The sequence below is a fragment of the Streptomyces sp. NBRC 109706 genome (genome assembly GCF_000974485.1).
Taxonomy (GTDB): Bacteria; Actinomycetota; Actinomycetes; order Streptomycetales; family Streptomycetaceae; genus Streptomyces.
On record NZ_BBOM01000008.1, the window covers coordinates 191025 to 209644 of the forward strand.

15 protein-coding genes are annotated in these 18620 nt (G+C 69.9%); 8 read left to right on the top strand and 7 right to left on the bottom strand.

The window, feature by feature from the left end; translation table 11 throughout:
* Window positions 1–186: 186 nt before the first annotated feature.
* The 5 genes from AOM46_RS18020 to AOM46_RS18040 are packed head-to-tail and all read right to left on the bottom strand — an operon-like array spanning window position 187 to window position 6086.
* Complete coding sequence (locus tag AOM46_RS18020) at window positions 187–942, bottom strand: IclR family transcriptional regulator (RefSeq protein ID WP_199823997.1); 756 nt, start codon at window positions 940–942, stop codon at window positions 187–189.
* A gap of 24 nt (window positions 943–966) precedes the next feature.
* Complete coding sequence (locus AOM46_RS18025; protein WP_067226328.1) at window positions 967–2937, bottom strand: hypothetical protein; 1971 nt, start codon at window positions 2935–2937, stop codon at window positions 967–969.
* Between the two features lie 41 nt (window positions 2938–2978).
* Window positions 2979–3857 (bottom strand): carbohydrate ABC transporter permease, encoded by an 879-nt coding sequence (locus AOM46_RS18030; protein WP_062213107.1) that lies wholly within the window; start codon window positions 3855–3857, stop codon window positions 2979–2981.
* Window positions 3847–4782, bottom strand: coding sequence for a carbohydrate ABC transporter permease (locus AOM46_RS18035; RefSeq protein WP_078856938.1), 936 nt, complete (start codon window positions 4780–4782; stop codon window positions 3847–3849). Before AOM46_RS18035 ends, AOM46_RS18030 begins: the two co-directional genes overlap by 11 nt.
* Window positions 4779–6086: a sugar ABC transporter substrate-binding protein gene (locus AOM46_RS18040; protein WP_062213110.1), complete on the bottom strand. Its 1308-nt coding sequence runs from the start codon at window positions 6084–6086 to the stop codon at window positions 4779–4781. Before AOM46_RS18040 ends, AOM46_RS18035 begins: the two co-directional genes overlap by 4 nt.
* 264 nt (window positions 6087–6350) lie before the next feature.
* Between AOM46_RS18040 and AOM46_RS18045 the strand changes: the two genes are divergently transcribed.
* The 6 genes from AOM46_RS18045 (at window position 6351) to AOM46_RS18070 (ending at window position 14384) form a co-directional block, all read left to right on the top strand.
* Window positions 6351–7958, top strand: a complete 1608-nt coding sequence (locus AOM46_RS18045; RefSeq protein WP_062213729.1) for an FAD-dependent oxidoreductase — start codon at window positions 6351–6353, stop codon at window positions 7956–7958.
* Window positions 7959–8028: 70 nt separating this feature from the next.
* Entirely contained in the window at window positions 8029–10299 is a 2271-nt protein-coding gene (locus AOM46_RS18050; protein ID WP_062213113.1) for an FAD-dependent oxidoreductase, read from the top strand.
* A 256-nt stretch (window positions 10300–10555) separates the two neighbouring features.
* Entirely contained in the window at window positions 10556–11611 is a 1056-nt protein-coding gene (locus AOM46_RS18055) for an aldo/keto reductase (protein WP_062213116.1), read from the top strand.
* 13 nt (window positions 11612–11624) lie between these two features.
* Complete coding sequence (locus tag AOM46_RS18060) at window positions 11625–12143, top strand: PaaI family thioesterase (protein WP_062213119.1); 519 nt, start codon at window positions 11625–11627, stop codon at window positions 12141–12143.
* Between the two features lie 317 nt (window positions 12144–12460).
* Complete coding sequence (locus AOM46_RS18065) at window positions 12461–13747, top strand: MFS transporter (RefSeq protein WP_370592735.1); 1287 nt, start codon at window positions 12461–12463, stop codon at window positions 13745–13747.
* Window positions 13748–13847: 100 nt separating this feature from the next.
* On the top strand, window positions 13848–14384 hold the full coding sequence (locus tag AOM46_RS18070; RefSeq protein ID WP_067226331.1) for a helix-turn-helix domain-containing protein: 537 nt from the start codon (window positions 13848–13850) through the stop codon (window positions 14382–14384).
* Here the strand turns inward: AOM46_RS18070 and AOM46_RS18075 are convergent.
* Window positions 14368–14970, bottom strand: coding sequence for a TetR/AcrR family transcriptional regulator (locus AOM46_RS18075; protein ID WP_062213130.1), 603 nt, complete (start codon window positions 14968–14970; stop codon window positions 14368–14370). The genes AOM46_RS18070 and AOM46_RS18075 overlap by 17 nt on opposite strands.
* Window positions 14971–15144: 174 nt before the next feature.
* On the opposite strand from AOM46_RS18075, the gene AOM46_RS18080 reads away from it, so the two are divergent.
* Together AOM46_RS18080 and AOM46_RS18085 are read left to right on the top strand one after the other, a co-directional pair.
* A complete protein-coding gene (locus AOM46_RS18080) occupies window positions 15145–16221 on the top strand; it encodes an alkene reductase (protein WP_062213133.1) in 1077 nt (358 codons plus the stop codon).
* Between the two features lie 110 nt (window positions 16222–16331).
* On the top strand, window positions 16332–17033 hold the full coding sequence (locus AOM46_RS18085; RefSeq protein WP_062213136.1) for an SDR family oxidoreductase: 702 nt from the start codon (window positions 16332–16334) through the stop codon (window positions 17031–17033).
* Window positions 17034–17237: 204 nt separating this feature from the next.
* Here the strand turns inward: AOM46_RS18085 and AOM46_RS18090 are convergent, their stop codons facing one another.
* Window positions 17238–18233, bottom strand: a complete 996-nt coding sequence (locus tag AOM46_RS18090) for an NADP-dependent oxidoreductase (RefSeq protein ID WP_062213138.1) — start codon at window positions 18231–18233, stop codon at window positions 17238–17240.
* Window positions 18234–18620 lie beyond the last annotated feature (387 nt).

The following is an 18620-nucleotide window of genomic DNA, read 5'->3' on the forward strand; positions in this document are numbered from 1 at the left end:
GATCGCGGCGATCGTTTACCCGGCGCGGGTGAGGGCCGTCGGCCGGCGAGAAACCGGGGGTCGGAACAGGTCTGACGGGGTGTCCTGAAGGGCTCGCACGGTAACCCAGGAGACCACGCCTTCAAGCCCCTGACCTGTGGTTCCCTCGCCGATGGCCGGATCGGGGGAGGCCCCCCACGGAACGGGTCACGGCTGTCCACCGTTCCGTTCGGCGCCTCCGTCGATCTCCTTGGCCGCGCTCCTCAACGCCGCGAGCAGGGCCGGGACCTCGTCGTCGGTCAGCGCTCCCGAGATGCCGAGCGCGGCGTACGGCGGGTGGCCGATGGTGACGGCGACGGTGCTCATTCCCGGCTCGGTCCCGATGAGCGCGTAGCCCTGCTCGCGGGTGCGCCTCAGGGTGGCGAGGAGGCCGTCCGCCCCGTCCAACGGGGGGCGCGGGGAACTCAGTTGGAACAGCGAGTCGTCGGTGGGGGCGTACACCTCGCGCACCTGCTCGTCGGGCTCGTGCGCGAGCAGGGCGATCCCGAGGCCCGAGGAGGCGGCCGGCCATGAGGTGCCCTGGAGCATATGGGCCTCGGGATCGCGGGTGCCGACGTGGTAGAGGTAGCTGACCTGGTCGCGCCAGAGCACGCCGAGCGCGACCGCGTGGCCGAAGTCGTGCAGGCCGCGCAGGTGGCGCAGGGCCCGGTCGATCAGCCCCGAACCGTGCAGGCTCTGTGCCGCCAGCACATGGATGCCGGTGCCCGGCCGGTACTTGCGGCCCTCCACCTGCTCGGCGAGCCGCATCGCCGCCAGGGTGCGCAGGAGGCGGTTGACGCGGGTCGGCTCCAGCCCCAGGAGCCTCGCCAGCTCGCGGGTGCCCAGCGGGCGCTCGCTGCTGACCAGGGCCTGGAGGCAGGCGATTCCGTCCATCAGGGACCGGTTGGGCTGGGCTGGCAACACGTCGCTGTTATAGCACCGAACGGGTCATCCGGAGAAATCGACGGCGACGGTGAGCGTCCCCGGGTGGGCCACCCGGAGCACGTGCTGGCGCCTGGCCCCGTCGGCGAAGAAGGTGCGGCTGGTCGGCGTGAGCGTCGTCGAGCGCGCCGTGCCCCAGGAGAACGTCGCGGTCACGCCGGCCCGGGTGATCGTGAACCCGGTCGCGTTCGCGCTCGCCTCGGTGTTGTAGACGACCGGCGTGCCGCTCCCGGCGAACGCCAGCGCGTCGTCGGGCTGGAGGACGAGCGGGACCATCTCGGTCGCGGCGCCACCGGCGGTGACCGCGCGGCAAAGCCCGGTGTCGGTGAACGTCGTGGTGGTCACCACATCGACGTGCGAGGCGGTCTGCCGGATGCGGAAGTCGCCGCTGATCGCGTCGACCTCGGCGTCGGGAATCGTCGCCTCGGCCGTGGTCAGGAACGTCGGCGTGAGGCTGGCCGCCGTCGTCGACTGCCGGGCGTCGTCGTCGCCCGTGTCGAGCACGGTCGCCCAGAACTCGTCGCCGGCGCCGTTGTTGAGTCCCACCGCGAGGGTGCCCATCGCCGGATGCCACAGCAGTTGGAGGCCGTGGCTGACCCGGGCGCTGGCCCGCTGGCCGAAGAGCGCCCCCGCGTAGTAGCGGGGCCGGCGCACGAACACGAAGCGCGTGTCCAGCACGGGAGTTGACCGCAGCCGGGTCCAGCGCGCGGACCGCAGGTGCGAGAGCAGGCCGAAGGCGGCGTCCTTCTGCGCCTGGGTCGGCCCCTGGGGTGCGCGGGAGATGTGCATCCACAGCCGGGGCGAGGTGTCCTGCTTCGCCCTGGCCGGCACGGGCGCCGTGGCCGCCGCCCAGGCTGCCCGCTCGGCGGTGCGCTCCTCGCGGGAGGTGAGGAACGCGGCGAGCTTGGGCTGCGTGTCCAGGAACCGGCTGGCGAACGCCCGGCTGTCCGAGGTGTCGGGCGTCGTGTCGAGCAGCGGTGTGCCGGAGACGGTGCGCGAGGAGGCGGCCGCCATCCGGATGAAGCCGCCGGCGCCCGGCTCGCGCACGGTCGTGTACTGGAAGAAGTCGACCCATTGGCCGACCTGCGACTCCAGTGCGGTGCCGCCGATCCTGTCGTGCAGCTCGCCCAGGTCGGGCAGTTGGACGTTGGCGTTGTACCCGGAGTCGAACCCCCTGGCCTCGTAGAACCAGCCGCCCGGCGACTGCCCGCGCTGGCCGAGCAGCACGACGCGCTCGCGCACGGTCGCCAGCAGCGCGGCGTCCTCAAGCGCCTCGGCGGCGGCGGCCGCGCCGGCCAGCCCGGCGGCCGTCTGGTTGGCGTAGCCGATCGGGTCGCTCCACGGCGCCGAGTGGGAGGTGTCCAGCAGCCAGGCCGACGACGCGGCGATCGCCTCGCGCATCCGCACCCGCCGGGCGTGCTCGGTGCCGGCGTCGCGCATCTCCACGAGGGCCCGGGCCAGCGCCACGGTGCCGAAGCCGGTGGGCGCGAGGCCGTGTTCGGTCGCCGAGTACTCGGGGAACGACCCGTCGGCGTGCTGGAGACCCAGGTAGTAGTCGACGGCGGCCTCAAGCCGCGCCCGCAGGGCGGCGTTCCCGTAATACGGGTTCCAGGGCCGGTCGTTGGCGAGGAACCACGCGAGGGTCGCGACATGTTCCATGACGCGGGCGTTGAACGGCTCGCTCGGCGTGCGCCACCAGCCGCCGGCCATCCAGCCGTGCCGCTCGGAGCCGTCGGTGACGATGTCGTTCGCCATCGGCGCGAGGATCTTCAGATAGCCGGCGAAGATCTGCTCGTGCGGCGCGAACAGCGAGCGGTCGGGTTCGGCGGGCAGCGGGGGGACGGTGGCCAGGGCGGCGTGCGCCGGGGGCGCGTTCACCAGGGGCACGGTCGCGGCCAGCGCCGTGGCGCCGGCTCCGAGCAGCAGGGTGCGGCGGGTCACAAGCGGGGGGACGGGTAGGCGGTGTTCGTGAGTCATCTTTGACCTCGAATGAGTCTCGTGAGGAGCGCGGAGGCGCTTCAGCCCTTGACGCCGGTACGGGCGAGTCCTTCTACGAACTGACGCTGTGCGAACAGGAACACGATGAGAATGGGAATGACGGTGAGCGCGGTGGCGCCGATCTGCGTGCTGTACATCGGCTCGCCATAGACGTCCTGGAACTGGGTGAGGCCGAGTCCGACGGTGAACCGTTCCTCACTGCGCAGGAAGATGAGCGGTTCGAAGTACATGTTGAACGAGTTGAGGAACTTCATGATCGCGACGGCGGCGATCGCCGGGCCGGCGAGGGGGAACGCGATGCGCGCGAAGATCCCGAGCCGGCCGAGTCCGTCGAGCCGGGCGGCCTCCTCCAACTCCACGGGGAGGGAGAGGAAGAACTGCCGGAAGATGAAGACCCCCACCACGCACTGCGGACCGAAGATCGGCACGATGATCAGCGGCCAGTGGGTGTCCATCCAGCCGAGTTCGGAGACCCAGCGGAAGATCGGGATGATGGTGACCTCACCCGGGACCATCAGCGCCGAGACCAGCACGAGGAACAGGCCGTTGCGGAACGGGAAGCGGATGCGTGCGAACGCGTAGCCGGCCAGCGCGCACACCACGATGGACACGGCCGTCACGATGACCGCGATATACAGCGAGTTGACGTACTGCCGCGCGAACGGGGTGGCTGTGAAGATCTTCGAGACCCCGTCCAGTGTCCACTCCTTCGGCAGGAGCGTCGGCGGGGTGGCGAAGATCTCGTGCGAGGGCTTGAACGCGGCGAGGACCATCCAGACCGTCGGGTAGACGAACGGAATCGACAGGACGGTCAGCAGCAGGTAGAGCGTCGCCTTCGACGCGACCGCGCTCCAGGGGGCGCGGCCCCGGCGGCGGGGTACGACCTTTTCAGACCTCATCGTGCACCCACCTGCGACGCCACTTCCACTGCACCATCGTGAGGGCCAGGGTGACGGCGAACAGCAGCACGCCGATCGCGGCCGCGTAGCCGAAGTCGTTCTGCCGGAAGGCCGTCTGGTAGAGGAGATAGGAGATGACCGTCGTCTCCCGACCCGGGCCGCCCGAGGTGAGGACCTGGATGGGGACGAACACGTCCATCGCCGCGATCATGGTGATGATCGAGACGAGCAGAATCGTCGGCGTGATGAGCGGCAGCGTCACGGATCGGAAGGTGCGCCAGACGCCGGCGCCGTCGAGTCGGGCCGCCTCCCTCAGCTCGCCCGGCACGCCCTGGAGCGCGGCGAGGAAGAGGATCATGTTCATCCCGACGCCCTTGAAGACCTGGATGACGACGACGGTGATCAGCGCCCAGTCCGGGTCGCGCAGCCAGTTCGGCCCGTCGATCCCGACCAGCGCCAGCGCGCCGTTGACGCCGCCGTTGTCCGCGACGAGATAGCCCCAGATCAGCACCCAGGCCACCGCCGACACGATCACCGGCGAGAAGAACAGCGCGCGGAACGTTGTGATGCCGCGCAGCCGTTGGTTCAGGAGCACGGCCAGGAGCAGCGCGAGGCTGATGTTCAGCACCATCAACAGCGCCGTGAAGGTGAGGGTCGTCAGCAGCGCCCCCCAGACGACGTCGTCGCCGAGCAGCCGGTCGAAGTTGTCGAGCCCGATCCAGCTGAACTCGCCCAGCAGCGGGTTCCACTGATGGAACGCGTACCAGACGACATACCCGAACGGCACGAGCCCGAGCCCGATCACCCCGACGACCGCCGGCGCCACGAACGCCAGGCCGACCGCCGCGTCGTTCCGCGCCAGCCGGCGGGAGGCGGACCGACGCGGTCCTGCCCCGGCCGTCCCGGGCGTGTCACGCCTCCTCATTCGCCGAGTGAGGGCTCGATCGACGAGCAGACGTCGGCCAGGACCGCCTCGACGTCCGCTTCCGGGGACCACAGGGAGTCCATCGACGCCCGGATGGTGTCGGCCATCGCGCTCAGACGTGGGTGGCCGACCTTGGTCGTCGCCGTGCGCGCCGGGTCGATCAGGGTCTCCTGGAGTTGCTCCTCGGTGAGCGTCGGCGCCGCCGCCCGCAGCGTCTCGACGGTGAGCAGCGACTCGCGCGGCGGGGGGAAGAACCGCGCGAGCTTCGCCGCGTTCTCCGGGTTGGTGAAGTAAGCGAGGAAGTCGGCCGCCACTTCGGGGTGGTCGCCGTTGGCGAGGACGCCGATCCCGGCCTGGCCCATCACCGGGACGGTGCCGGCCGGCCCTTCGGGCAGCGGCACGAAGTCCCACTCGAAGGCGTCGCCGAGCCCGGCGGACAGGCTCAACTGGCCGATGCGGAAGGCCGCCTGGCCGGAGGCGAAGTCGACCGTCTCACCGACCGCGGGGAACGCGCGGTGGTCGTAGACCTGCGCGTGGTACCACTCGAAGAAGGCGACGCTCTCCGGGCTGGTGTACGCGCATGTCGTGCCGTCCTCGCTCCAGGGCCTGGCCCCCCAGGCCAGACCGAGCGGCGTGATGGCGCCGTTGGGCAGCGCGTACGGGTCGTCGACGCTCAGCTGGATGCCGGCGACTCCCTCACCCTCGGCAGTCGCGGACGCGACCTCGGCGAGGCGGTCCCAGGTCCACCCGCCGCCGGCGATCAGCTCGCGCGGGTCCGGCTGTCCTGCCGCGGCGAGCAGATCGGCGTTGACATAGACGCCGAACGGGCTGGTGGAGAACGGGTAGGCGTAGAGCGCCTCGCCGTCCCGCCACAGCTCGGTCGCGGACGGCACGAGGTCTTCGACGTCATAGCCCTCGGTCCCGGCGAACACGGGGCCGAGGTCGGTCAGCACGCCGCTGGAGACGAACTCCTCGGCGTAGGACTCGGTGATCCACATGAGGTCGGGGGCGTCGCCGCCCGCGATCTGCGTGGTGACGGCGCTCACATAGGTGCCGTCGGTGATCGCGTCGAACTCCACGCCGCTGACCCGGTCGGGATGGGCCTCGACATAGGCGTCGGCGATCTCCTGAAGGACGGCCTGGTGCTCCTCGTTGCCGCTCCAGGTCGTCATCCGGAGCTGGACAGGCCCGTCGGCGGACGACCCCTCGTCGCTGCCGGAACAGGAGGTGAGGGTGAACGCGACCGCCAGCGTCGTCGCGGCGGCGACGGCTCTGGGCGTCCGTATGCGGACTAGGGGCTTCATGCGTGCGGTCCTCCTTGACTGCGGCGCTCCAGATGGCGTCTCGCTGCGGGGCCCGTCCAGTCAGGGAACGGGAGTTGGCGCCAAAGTGTCGCTTTTATAGCACGTTGCTGCTTGAATGTTGCTGTTATAGCATTCGGCAGCCGCGATGTCACCCCTTCCGTGAGAGGCGGTGCGCACGGTTGTCCGACCGGTGTCAGTGAAGCCGAACGCCAATGAATCCGAACGAAGCCAAATGAAACAAAACGAAGGGTGATGCACGTGGAGATCCGGGCAGACGTCGCCATTCTCGGCGGAGGACTGGGCGGTGTTTCCGCCGCCCTGGCCGCTCTCCAGGCGGGACGCCGGGTGGTGATCACCGAATCGACGCGCTGGCTCGGCGGACAGCTCACCAGCCAACTCGTCCCCACCGACGAGCACCTGTTCATCGAGAAGGACGGCGCCAACCGCTCCTACCGGACCTTCCGCGACGGCCTGCGCGGCATCTACCGCGACCGGTTCCCGCTCACCGACACCGCGCGCGCCGCCCCGCACCTCAACCCGGGCGCCGCCTGGGTCAGCCCGATCAGCACGGACCCCCGCGTCGCCGTGGCGCTCATCGACGAACTGCTCCTGCCGTATGTGGTCTCCGGCCACCTCACCGTGCTGCGGGAGACGACACCCGAGCAGGTCGAGTCCGACGGCGACCGCGTCACGGGCGTGCGGGTGGTGTCCGCCGACGGCACGGCCACCGACATCACCGCGCCGTATGTGCTCGACGCGACCGAGCTGGGCGACGTGCTGGCGCTCGGCGGCGTCGAGCACGTATCCGGGCGCGAGTCCCGGGAGATGACGGGCGAGCCGAGCGCGGCCGAGACCGCCGACCCCACCGACATGCAGTGCGTCACCTGGTGCTTCGCGGTCGACCACCTCGACGGCGAGGACCACACCATCGACCGGCCGGACGACTACGCGCGGTTCCGTGACTGGCGCCCGCACCAGATGGACCACAAGCTGATGCTGGGCTGGGAGGACGGCCTTGACGCCGAGGGCCGGCCCCGGCTGGTGTGGCGGATGTCGCCCAACCCCGACGACGACCCGTCCGCCGTGGACCCCGACCACCGCAACATGGGCACCACCCCCGACCTGTGGACCTACCGCAGGATCGCCGCCCGCCGGCAGTTCCGCCCCGACTTCTACCGCAGCGACATCACCGTCGTGAACTGGCCCATGAACGACTACGCCGGCGGGCCGCTCTTCGGCGTCCAGGACGCGGCCGACCACTGGCGGCAGGCCAAGGAGCTGAGCAGGTCGGTGCTGTACTGGCTCCAGACGGAGGCGCCCAGGCCCGACGGCGGCACCGGCTGGCCCGGCCTGCGGCTGCGGGCTGATGTCGCCGGCACCGAGGACGGCTACGCCATGCACCCCTACATCCGCGAGTCCCGCCGTGTCCTGGCGAAGAAGACGATCACCGAGCAGGAGGTCTCACTGCGGATACGCGGCGACCGGGGCGCCGCGACCTACCCCGACAGCGTGGGCGTGGGCCACTACTTCTGGATCGACCGGCACGCCTCCACCGTCAGCGGCCGTCACCCGGGCGACCGGCCGCAGCCGTTCGAGATCCCGCTCGGCGCGCTGCTGCCACGGCGGGTGCGGAACCTGCTGCCCGCCGCCAAGAACATCGGAACGACCCAGATCACCAACGGTTGTTACCGGCTCCACCCCGTCGAGTGGTCGATCGGCGAGGCCGCCGGCGCCCTGGCGGCGTTCTGCCTCGACCGCGGCACCGAGCCGCACGCCGTGCACGCCGACACCGCGCTGCTCGACGAGTACCAGGCGCTTCTCGTCCGGCGCGGCGTCCAACTCCGCTGGCCCGCCGGGCTCCGCTGGAGCTGAGCCCCCGCACCGGCCAGGATTGTCCGTCGGCCGCCCCGTGGCGGCCCACCCCAAGGAGCCCGAAAAGCCCATGAGTTCACCACGCGACCCGCTGACCGTGGCACCCGCCACCGACCACCGCGCGTTCCGCACCGAACACCTCCAGGCCGACACGGTGATCGTCGGAGGGGGGTTGGCCGGGACGTGCGCGGCCGTGACCGCCGCCCGGGCCGGCGCCCGCGTCGTCCTGGTCCAGGACCGGCCCGTGCTCGGCGGCAACGCCTCCAGCGAGATACGGCTCTGGGCGCTGGGCGCCAGCGCGCAGTTGTCCAACAACAACCGGTGGGCCCGTGAGGGCGGGGTCCTCGACGAGATCCTTGTCGAGAACACCTTCCGCAATCCCGAGGGCAACGCCGTGCTCTTCGACACCGTCCTGCTGGAGAAGGTCGTTGCCGAGCCGAACATCACCCTGCTGCTGAACACCGCCGCGACCGGCGTCACCAAGGAGGGCGAGCGGATCGGCTCCGTCACCGCCTTCTGCGCCCAGGACTCCACCCGGTACGAACTGGCGGCGCCGGTCTTCTGCGACGCCTCCGGCGACGGCGTGCTCGGCTTCCTCGCCGGGGCCGCGTACCGCATGGGCGCCGAGGGACGGGAGGAGTTCGGCGAGCTCTTCGCCCCCGAGGAGTCCTACGGCGCGCTGCTGGGGCATTCGATCTACTTCTACACCAAGGACGTCGGGGTGCCCGTGCGGTTCACCCCGCCCGGCTACGCGCTGGACGACATCACCGAGATCCCCAGGTGGCGCAGCTTCGACACCACCGTGCAGGGCTGCCGACTGTGGTGGATCGAGTACGGCGGCCGGCTCGACACCGTGCACGACACCGAGCGGATCAAGTGGGAACTGTGGAAGATCGTCTACGGCGTCTGGAACCACCTGAAGAACTCGGGCGCGTTCCCCGAGGCCGAGACGCTGACCCTGGACTGGGTCGGGCTGATCCCCGGCAAGCGCGAGAGCCGCCGGTTCGAGGGCCTTCACATGCTCCGTCAGCAGGACATCGTGGAACAGCGCACCCACGAGGACGCCGTCGCCTCCGGCGGCTGGTCGCTCGACCTGCACCCGGCCGATGGCGTGTACAGCGCACACGAGGGCAGCAGCCACCTGCACGCGCGCGGGGTCTACCAGATCCCCTACCGCTGCACGGTCAGCCGCGATGTGCCCAACCTCCTGTTGGCCGGGCGGATCATCAGCGTGACCCATGTCGCCTTCGCCTCCACCCGCGTCATGGCCACCTGCGCCCAGATCGGGCAGGCGGTCGGCCTGGCCGCCGCGTGGTGCGCCCGGGACGGTCTGCTCCCCGCCGACCTGGTCCACCCCGAGCGGATGCGCGCCCTCCAACGTGAACTCCTGCGCACCGGGCAGCACATCCCCGGACTGCGGCTCGACGCTCCGGACGACCTTGCCCGGCAGGCCACGCTGACGGCTTCGAGCGAGCTGAACCTGGCCACCATGCCGGCCGACTCTCCCGCGGTGCCGCTGGACCACTCGCGCGCCCAACTGCTGCCGCTGGCCCCCGGCCGGGTACCGCGGCTGACGCTCACCGTCGACGTGGCCGCGCCCACCACGCTGCGCGTGGAGATCCGCACCGGGAACCGGCCCGACGACTACACCCCCGATGTGGTGCTCGCCGCCCGGGACTTCGACCTCGGCGCGGGCGAGGGGCAGCGGATCACGCTCGACGTCCCGGCGTCGATCGACGCTCCCCGCTACGCCTTCGTCGTCCTGAGGCGGAACGACGACGTGTCCGTGCGCACCACCAGCCACCGCGTCACCGGCCTGCTCTCCGTCACGCACACCTCGACCCAGGAGGCGGACCCCGCTGTCGGCCGACCGCGGGTCGAGTTCTGGACCCCCGAACGACGGCCGGGCGGGCGCAACCTGGCGTTGTCGATCGACCCGCCGTTGCGCGCCTGGCCGGCGGCGAGCCTCGGCAACGGCCACGCGCGCCCCACCGCCCAGCCCAACGCCTGGGCGGCGGACGTCGATGACGACCGGCCCACCGTCCGCCTGCGCTGGGACGCCCCCCGGCGCCTCACCCGCCTGGAACTGAGCTTCGACACCGACTTCGACCACCCCATGGAGTCCGTCCTGTGGGGCCACCCCGAGCGGGCGATGCCGTTCTGCGTCCGCCACTACCTCGTGCGCGCCGGCGAGCGCGTCGTCGCCGAACGCACGGACAACCACCAGACCCGCGACACCCTCACCTTCGACCCGCCCGTCGACACCGACGAACTCTCCGTCGAGGTGCTGGCCTCCCACGGCGACACCCCACCGGCGATCTTCGCCGTCCGGTGCTACTGACCACGACGGGAGAAGGGGTACGGAGGTCCGGGGCCCGGTACGGGAGCGCGAGGAGGGCCGGGTGGCCGCGGCGCGTTCTGGGGTGAGTGAGGTTGGGGCGACAGGAAGCGAGCGATTGGCCACGGTCTCCCGTGCACGCCGTTGACGACGCGTCGAATTCGGCCCTCGTGCTACAGCTGGCTTGCCATGCCAAACTTAGCTGGCTAGCTTGGGGTTGCCAAGCTGGCTGCCGTTCCGTCTGAGGGGACCTTTCCGCATGCGCTACACCACTTTCGGTCGTCGTTCTGGGCTGCGTGTCTCGCAGTACGCGCTGGGTACGGGGAACTTCGGTACCGGGTGGGGCGTGGGTGCGGAGCGCGAGGAGGCGAAGGCCATCTTCGAGCGGTTCGTGGAGGCGGGCGGGAACTTCATCGACACGGCCGATGTCTATCAGGGCGGCCAGTCGGAGCAGCTCGTGGGCGAGTTCATCCACGCCGACCGCGACGACCTGGTGCTGGCGACGAAGTCCACGGTCGGCGCCCACCCTGGAGGCGGCCTCTCGCGCACCGGCAACAGCCGCAAGAATCTGCGTACTTCCGTCGAGGCCAGCCTCGGACGGCTGAACACCGACTACATCGACATCCTGTGGGTGCACTACCCCGACGCGCTCACCCCCGTCGAGGAACTCCTGCGCGGGCTGGACGACCTGGTGTCCCAGGGCAAGATCCTCCACGCGGCGTTCTCGAACTTCCCGGCCTGGCGGGTATCCCGCGCCGCGGCGATCGCCGATCTCTCCGGCTGGGCTCCCGTAACCGGCATCCAGATCGAGTACAGCCTGGTCGAGCGCACCGCGGACCGGGAGCTGCTGCCCGCGGCCGAGGCCCTCGGGCTCGGCGTGACCCTGTGGTCACCGCTGGGCGGCGGACTCCTCACCGGCAAGTACCGGCACAGCGAGAAGGGACGGCTGACGGACTGGAACCGCCTGGTACACACCGAGTCCACCGAGCAGAAGACCGCCGTCGTCGACTCCGTGATCGACATCGCGGATCAGGTCGGGGCGCCCCCCGCGCAGGTCGCGGTGGCCTGGGTCAACGAGCGCTCCCGGCGCCTGGCGACATCCTCCGTCCCGATCATCGGCCCGCGGAACCTCGCTCAGCTCGATGACTACCTCGGCGCACTCGATGTCGAACTCGGCACCGACGGGTACGAGCGGCTGAGCGAGGTCAGCGCGCCCCTCCTCGGCGTTCCTCACGAAGCGAACGCGGCATCGCTGGACGGGCTCCAGGGCGGCGCCGCGGCGCTTGTCGATGCTCCCGTCGTACCGGTCGCCTGACCGTCCGCGAGCGATGACCTCCACCAGCGGCCGAGCGGCCCGAACGAAGACCATCAGCTATCAGGCACCGGAGCCCGACCGCGAAAGACTCTTCGCGCTCTCCGGGCTTGAGCAGTTGCGACAGATCCAGGCGGGGGTTCTGCCCGATCCGCCGATCAGCAGCCTCTTCGGGCTGAGGATCGTGAACGTCGACGAGGGCGATGTCGTGTTCACTGCCGAGCCCGACGAGTCCCACTACAACCCCATCGGGTCCGTCCATGGCGGCTTCTTCGCCACCGTCCTCGACACGGCCTGCGGCTGTGCCTTCCACACCACCCTTCCCCCGGGAGTCGGTTACACGACTCTGGAGATCAAGGTGTCCTTCCTGCGGCCGATCACCGCCGACACGGGCATGGTCACCGCCCACGGCTGGGCCATCCGCAGGGGGCGCGGTGCCGGTTTCACGGACGCCGACATCCGTGATCGCGACGGACGCGTCCTCGCCACTGCGTCCAGCACGCTTCTCGTGACCCAACCCAGGTCCATACGGTGACGCCCCTTGGGCCGTGGTCCACGTCGCCGCACTGGCTCGGTAGGCGTGGTTCCTTCTTGGGCCGCGGCGGCCTTTCTCCCTCTCGCCCTCTGGTCCGGCGGAGCGCCCAGCGTGCTCTGCCCGATCTACTCCGAGCAGTGGAACCCGTTGTGACGAGACGCGCGGCGGCGCTGGAGCCGATCACCCACTCGGTCATGTCTTGCCGCCTTCGGCATGGACAGCCGCGGATCAGGAAGGCGTGAGGGGTGTCACTTCCTGACGAGCGGTCGGGGCGAGTTCGAAGGGGTGGGCGACGCGGTCTTCATCCGGCGTGGGCGGTGGCCGCCGTCACGTTCCTGGCGCTGATCGGGGCCGCTGGTTTCCGTGCCGCCCCGGGTGCGCTGATGGTGCCGTTGAACGACGAGTTCGGCTGGTCGACCAGCGTGATGTCGCTGGCTGTGAGCATCAACCTCGTTCTCTACGGCCTGACGGCACCGTTCGCCGCCGCGCTCATGGACCGCTTCGGTGTGCGGCAGGTCGTCGCGGCCGCTCTGTCGCTGGTGGCCCTGGGCGCCGGTGGCAGCGTCTTCATGACCGCGTCATGGCAGCTGCTCCTCTTCTGGGGGCTGCTGATCGGGCTGGGGACCGGCGCCATGGCCCTGGTCCTCGCCGCGACCGTCACCAACCGGTGGTTCCACACCCGTCGGGGGCTGGTGATGGGTGTTCTCACCGCCGGATCGGCCACCGGACAGCTCGTCTTCCTCCCCGTGGTGGCTCATCTGGCCGAGAGCTCCGGGTGGCGATCGGCCTCGCTGGCGGTAGCGGGCGCCGCACTGCTGGTGGTGCCCGTCGTGTGGCTGGTGATGCGTGACCGTCCCGAGGACAGAGGCGTGCGTCCCTACGGTGCGGACGAAACCTATGCGGCACCGCTTCCGGCCAGCGGAGGCGCGACCAGGCGCGCACTCGGAGGACTGGTCTTCGCCGTACGGCACCGCTCCTTCTGGGGGCTCGCCGTAGCCTTCGCGATCTGTGGTGCCACCACCAACGGACTGATTGGTATTCACTTCATTCCGTCCGCCCATGACCACGGCATGTCGACAACCACCGCCGCCGGCCTGCTCGCCGCTGTCGGCGTCTTCGATATCGCAGGAACAGTCGCGTCCGGCTGGCTCACCGACAAGTACGACCCTCGCAAGCTGCTCGCCGGCTACTACGTCTTCCGCGGGGCCGGTCTGGTCTCGTTGCCGTGGCTTCTCTCGGATTCCGTGCATCCCGGCATGGTGGTGTTCATCGTGTTGTACGGCCTGGACTGGGTGGCCACGGTTCCTCCCACCGCGGTTCTGTGCCGGCAGCTCTTCGGAGACCACGGGACGATCGTCTTCGGCTGGGTCTTCGCCTCCCACCAACTGGGAGCCGCCGTGGCGGCGCTCGGAGCCGGACTCATCCGTGACGCGTTCGGCACGTACATGTACGCCTGGTGGGGCGGCGCGGCGCTCTGCGCCGTGGCTGCCGCGCTCTCCGTCGGCGTGCGGTCCGGATCCGAGGAACGAGAACCTGTCCGTATCCGACCGCGAGCTGTCGACCCCGCCGGGAACGCCGAGGAGGATGGAGCGAAACGGGCGTAGGAAGCTGGCGGCGGAGGTCGAACGGTTACGGTGCTCGGGGCGTTGGGGGAGCTTGAAGCGTCCCTGGCTTGGTCGTGGCAAGCCAGAGTAGGCTCTCATCATGCCTTCTCGGTCAAGAGCGCTCGCCGAAGCCCTGGACAGTTCGTGTGCGATCACGCGTTGTCTCGGTGTGCTCAGTGACCCCTGGAGCTTCCTCCTGCTGCGGGAGGCGTTCTTCGGCCGGCGTACGTTCGCCGAGTTCCGTGATCGACTCGGGATCGCCACCGACGTGTTGAGTGCGCGTCTCGCCGGTCTTGTCGAGCACGGGGTCCTGCGGAAGGTCGCCTACCGCGAGCCCGGCCAGCGTACTCGTTTCGCCTATGCGCTCACCCCGGCGGGGGAGGAGCTGAAGCTCGTGCTCATCGCGTTGCAGCAGTGGGGGGAGGAGCACGTGCCGATCGGTGAGCCGTTGGGAGTCGTTCCTCTCGCGCGTGAATCACGGCGCCGCGTCCGGGCGGTGCTCGTCGACGAGATCGAAGAGCGCGTGGACCAGGGCGATGTGGAGTTCACTCGGGTGGCGCCGGCTTCGCCGAAGGGGGGCGAACGCGAGCGGCCGGTTGAGGGCCGCCCCGATGGCGGCATCAGCGAGGCAGGATAGCGCCGATCTGCTTGCGAATGTCCCGCTCGATGTCGTCGACGGTCAACTCGACATGGACCGTCGACGCCAGGCTGACGAACATGACGGCGGATACGACGTGCGCCAGCGTCGAAGCCTCGTCCTCGTGGATCCCCGCTTTCCGCCGCAGGACGGCCGTGATGGCGGTCTCCGTTCGCCCGATGATGTCCAGCGCCTCGCGATGATGGAGATCCGTGGGGTCGCCGAAGATGATCTCTCGTAGGTAGGCGCGGCCGTTGTTGACCTGCGTGCGATTGCATTCCACGATCGGGCGGACGATCGCCAGCACGGCGTCCAACGCGTCAGTCACATCTTCGGCGCGCGCCCGGCCACGTTCCAGGGACTCGACGTAGCGGGAGTTCTGTACGAGCAGGAGCAGCTCGGCCTTGGTTTTGGCGTAGAGAAAGAGCGTGCCCGTGCCGACATCGGCCTTGTCCGCGATCTCCTGGGTGGTCACCTCGTCGATCCCCCGCTCGGCGAAGAGCTCTCGGGCGGCGGCGGTGATGCGTTCGAGCTTCTGCCGCTTGTTCCGCTCGCGCCGTCCGGGGGGCTGGGGTGCGAGAGGCATGGTGTGTCCTTCGAGGGAATAGAATCTGACCAGGCTCAGTTTTGAGTGTGGCCACTTCCGGTGGGGCTCAGCTTTCTCGTGACATTTTCCCACGCAGAAGCTGGGACGTTTCCGCTCCGCACCAGCGCAGCGGTCATCGCTCTCCCATGCATCCAGACAAAGGACACGAAGGTCATGACCAGGTCGTCGCTCTGGCAGCCGTTCACCCTCGGCCGCGTGAAGCTCCCACATCGGCTCGCGCTGGCCCCGATGACCCGCGGCCGGGCAAACCCGGACGGCTCGCCCGGCCCGCTGGCCGCGACCTACTACGGGCAGCGCGCATCGCTCGGGCTCCTCATCTCCGAAGGGACGCAGCCCTCGGAGGACGGACAGGGATACCTGAACACGCCGGGCATCCACACAGCGGCACACGTCGAAGGGTGGCGAGAGGTCGCCCAGGCCGTACACGCCGGCGGTGGGGCGTTGTTCATTCAGCTGATGCATGTCGGCCGGATATCGCACCCCGACAACACTCCACATCACCGGCAGCCGGTGGCTCCGTCGGCGATCTCCGCCGACCAGGACGTGATGACCCCGACCGGGCCCCGGCGGACACCGGTCCCGCGGGAACTCAGCGGCCAGGACATCCAGTCCACCATCGACGCGTTCCGTGGCGCCGCGGCGTCCGCGACAGCCGCCGGCGCCGACGGGGTGGAGATCCACGGAGCCAACGGATACCTCCTGCACCAGTTCCTGTCCCCGAACGTCAACCACCGCACCGACTCCTACGGCGGTTCGGTGGAGAACCGCTCGCGGTTCGTGATCGAGGTCGCGCGTGCGGTGGCCGAGGAGATCGGCCCCGACAGGGTGGGAATCCGGTTGTCTCCCGCGATGCCACTGGGAGGGATCGACGAGGGCGACACAGGGAGCGTACGCGCCCAGTACCGGCATCTCGTCGGTGGGCTCGCCACGCTGAATCTCGCCTACCTTCACCTTCACCACGTCGGCGACGACGAGTTGCTCCGCACTCTCCGGGACATGTGGCCGACCGCCGTGCTCGTGGTTCGTTACGGCCGCACCCGGGACGGGATCGCCGACGACATCGACGCCGGCTTGGCCGACATCGCCCCCTTGGGCAGGTTCGCACTGGCCAACCCCGACATCGTCGAGCGGCTGCGCCTCGACGCTCCGCTGAACGAGCTGGATCCCACCACGCTCTACAGCGGTGGTGAGGCCGGCTACACCGACTACCCGGCTCTCCCCCTTCCCTGAACCCATCCCGGGGGCCGAGCGTTTCGGCCTTGCCGTCGTGCGGATCGACCCCGTCTCCCACCACCCCGACCGACCGGTAACACGCCGCTCATCAGAGAAGGAACCCAAAGATGCCCTCGCTCAGCGGAGCCGTCGTTCTCGTCACAGGAGCCAACGGCGGCATCGGAACCCACTTCGTCCACAGCGCCCTTGACCGTGGCGCCGCCAAGGTCTACGCGACCGCCAGAAACCCCCGCACATGGGATGACGAGCGGATCGTCCCGCTCCCGCTCGACGTCACCGACTCCGCGTCCATCGACGCGGCCGTTGCCGCCGCGCCCGATGTCACCGTGCTCATCAACAACGCCGGCGTGTCTCCTGCCAGCGAAAGTCTCCTCTCGCTGAGCGAGGCGGAGATCAGGGCGAACATGGAGACCAACTTCTTCGGCCCGGTCTTTCTCGCCCGGAAGTTCGCACCGGTCCTGACGGCCAAGACCGGGTCGGTGATCGTCGACATCCACTCGCTGCTGAGCTGGCTCGCCGTCGCCGGGGTCTACAGCGCGTCGAAGGCGGCGCTGTGGTCGGCGACCAACTCGCTGCGGCTCGAACTGACTCCGCAGGGAGTGCACGTCGTCGGCGTGCATGTCGGGTGGGTCGACACCGCCATGGCGGCACACGTCGAAGGGCCGAAAACGGCGCCGGGCGACCTCGTGCGGGTGGTGTTCGACGCCATCGAGGCGGGGGAGTACGAGGTGCTGGCCGACGAGGGCTCCGTGCGGGTCAAGGCAGGGCTGAGCGCTCCCGTCGAAGCGCTCTACCCGCAACTGGGCTGATCCCTCCTCAGCGCGAGGCGGGCACACGAGCCTCTCCCATACCGGCCCCAGGAAACGGTGGGGCACACCGCGCGCTTCGTGCCGTGTCGGCCGGCGTGACAAGCGGTCGGGTCCCGCAGCGGGTCCCGGCCGCCTGTGATGTCGAGTGGAACGGGTGTGCTCGACGACCGCCAGGGCCGTAACGGACAACCCGCGCGCGACCCCTCACTCACGGTTGACGACGATCTTGCCGTGAGTTCCGCCCTTCTCCAGGGCCACCAGCGCGTCCGGGGTCCGATGGAACGGGAAGACCTGGCCTACCACAGGCCGTAGTGCTCCCCCGTCGACCAGCTCCGCGATCTTCGCCAACTGCTCTCCACTGGAGTGCGTGAAGAGAAACTCGTATCTCACGTCCAAACGACGGGCCATCCGGCGGGCGCGGTGGCTGATCCCCCTGACAGCGAGTCGGGGCACGAGGCTGACGTCCATTTCGCGCGCGAACTCCGGGGTCGGGGGGCCGGTGATTCCGATCGCCTTGCCACCGGGCCGGAGCACCCGAAGCGATCCCTCAAGGTTCTTTCCGCCCAGGCTGTCCAACACCAGGTCGTAGTCGCGCAGGAGGTCCGTGAAGTCCTCGGTTCGGTAGTCCACGACGATGTCCGCACCACGTTCACGCGCCCGGTCGGCTTGGGGCGCGCCCACGGTTGTGGCGACGGTCGCGCCGAGGTGCTTCGCGAGCTGGATCGCGAGGGAACCCACGCCGCCCGCGCCCGCGTGGATGAGCACCTTCTGCCCGGGCCGTACCCGGCCGCGCTCCACGAGCGCCTGCCAGGCGCACAGCGCGACCAGGGGCAGCGAGGCCGCCTCCGTCATGCTGGCGGACGCGGGCTTGATCGCGAGGTCCGCCTCGGCCACCGCGACGCGCTCCGCGAAGGTGCCCAGCTGGCGTACGTCCGGTTTGGCGAACACCTCGTCGCCCGGTGCGAAGCTCCGGACGGCCGGCCCTACGGCGAGGACGACCCCCGCCAGGTCGCTGCCGAGCACCAGCGGCAACCGGTACGGCAGGATCTGCTTGAACTCACCCTCGGCGATCCGCAGATCGATCTGATTGACACTCGCGCTCTTCACTTCGATCAGAACGTCGTGGTCCCCGACGACGGGCTCGGCCACGTCCGCCTCACGCGGCGCGGCCCGGTAGCGGTCGATGACGAATGCCTTCATCGTGCGGTTCTCCTCGTAGGTCGTCAGGGGCCCGGCACCCGCTTCGCGTCGTGTCGGCGAGCAGGAGCGAAAGCTTCAGCGGCCCACGGTGCGCACGGACCGGGAGAGGCCGTCGATCGGATGATGCGACATCGCACCACTCGTGATCATGGCCCTGGCGAGCGTGCTCATTTATGACGCCACTCCATGGTGTCGGCTCTGGGTGGCGTCGGCAGGTTCCCCGATCATTGGATCGCGGACTCTGCCGGCGTCACCGGCGCCACGCGTCAATCGGCCACGAGAGTCGCGCCGGTGCGCCGGCCGAGCGTGACCTGAGGGCTGGCCGACCGGCGGCGGTCCGGGCTGCTCCGTCCCGGCGACTGTCCCGCACCAGGAGAGACGAGGACA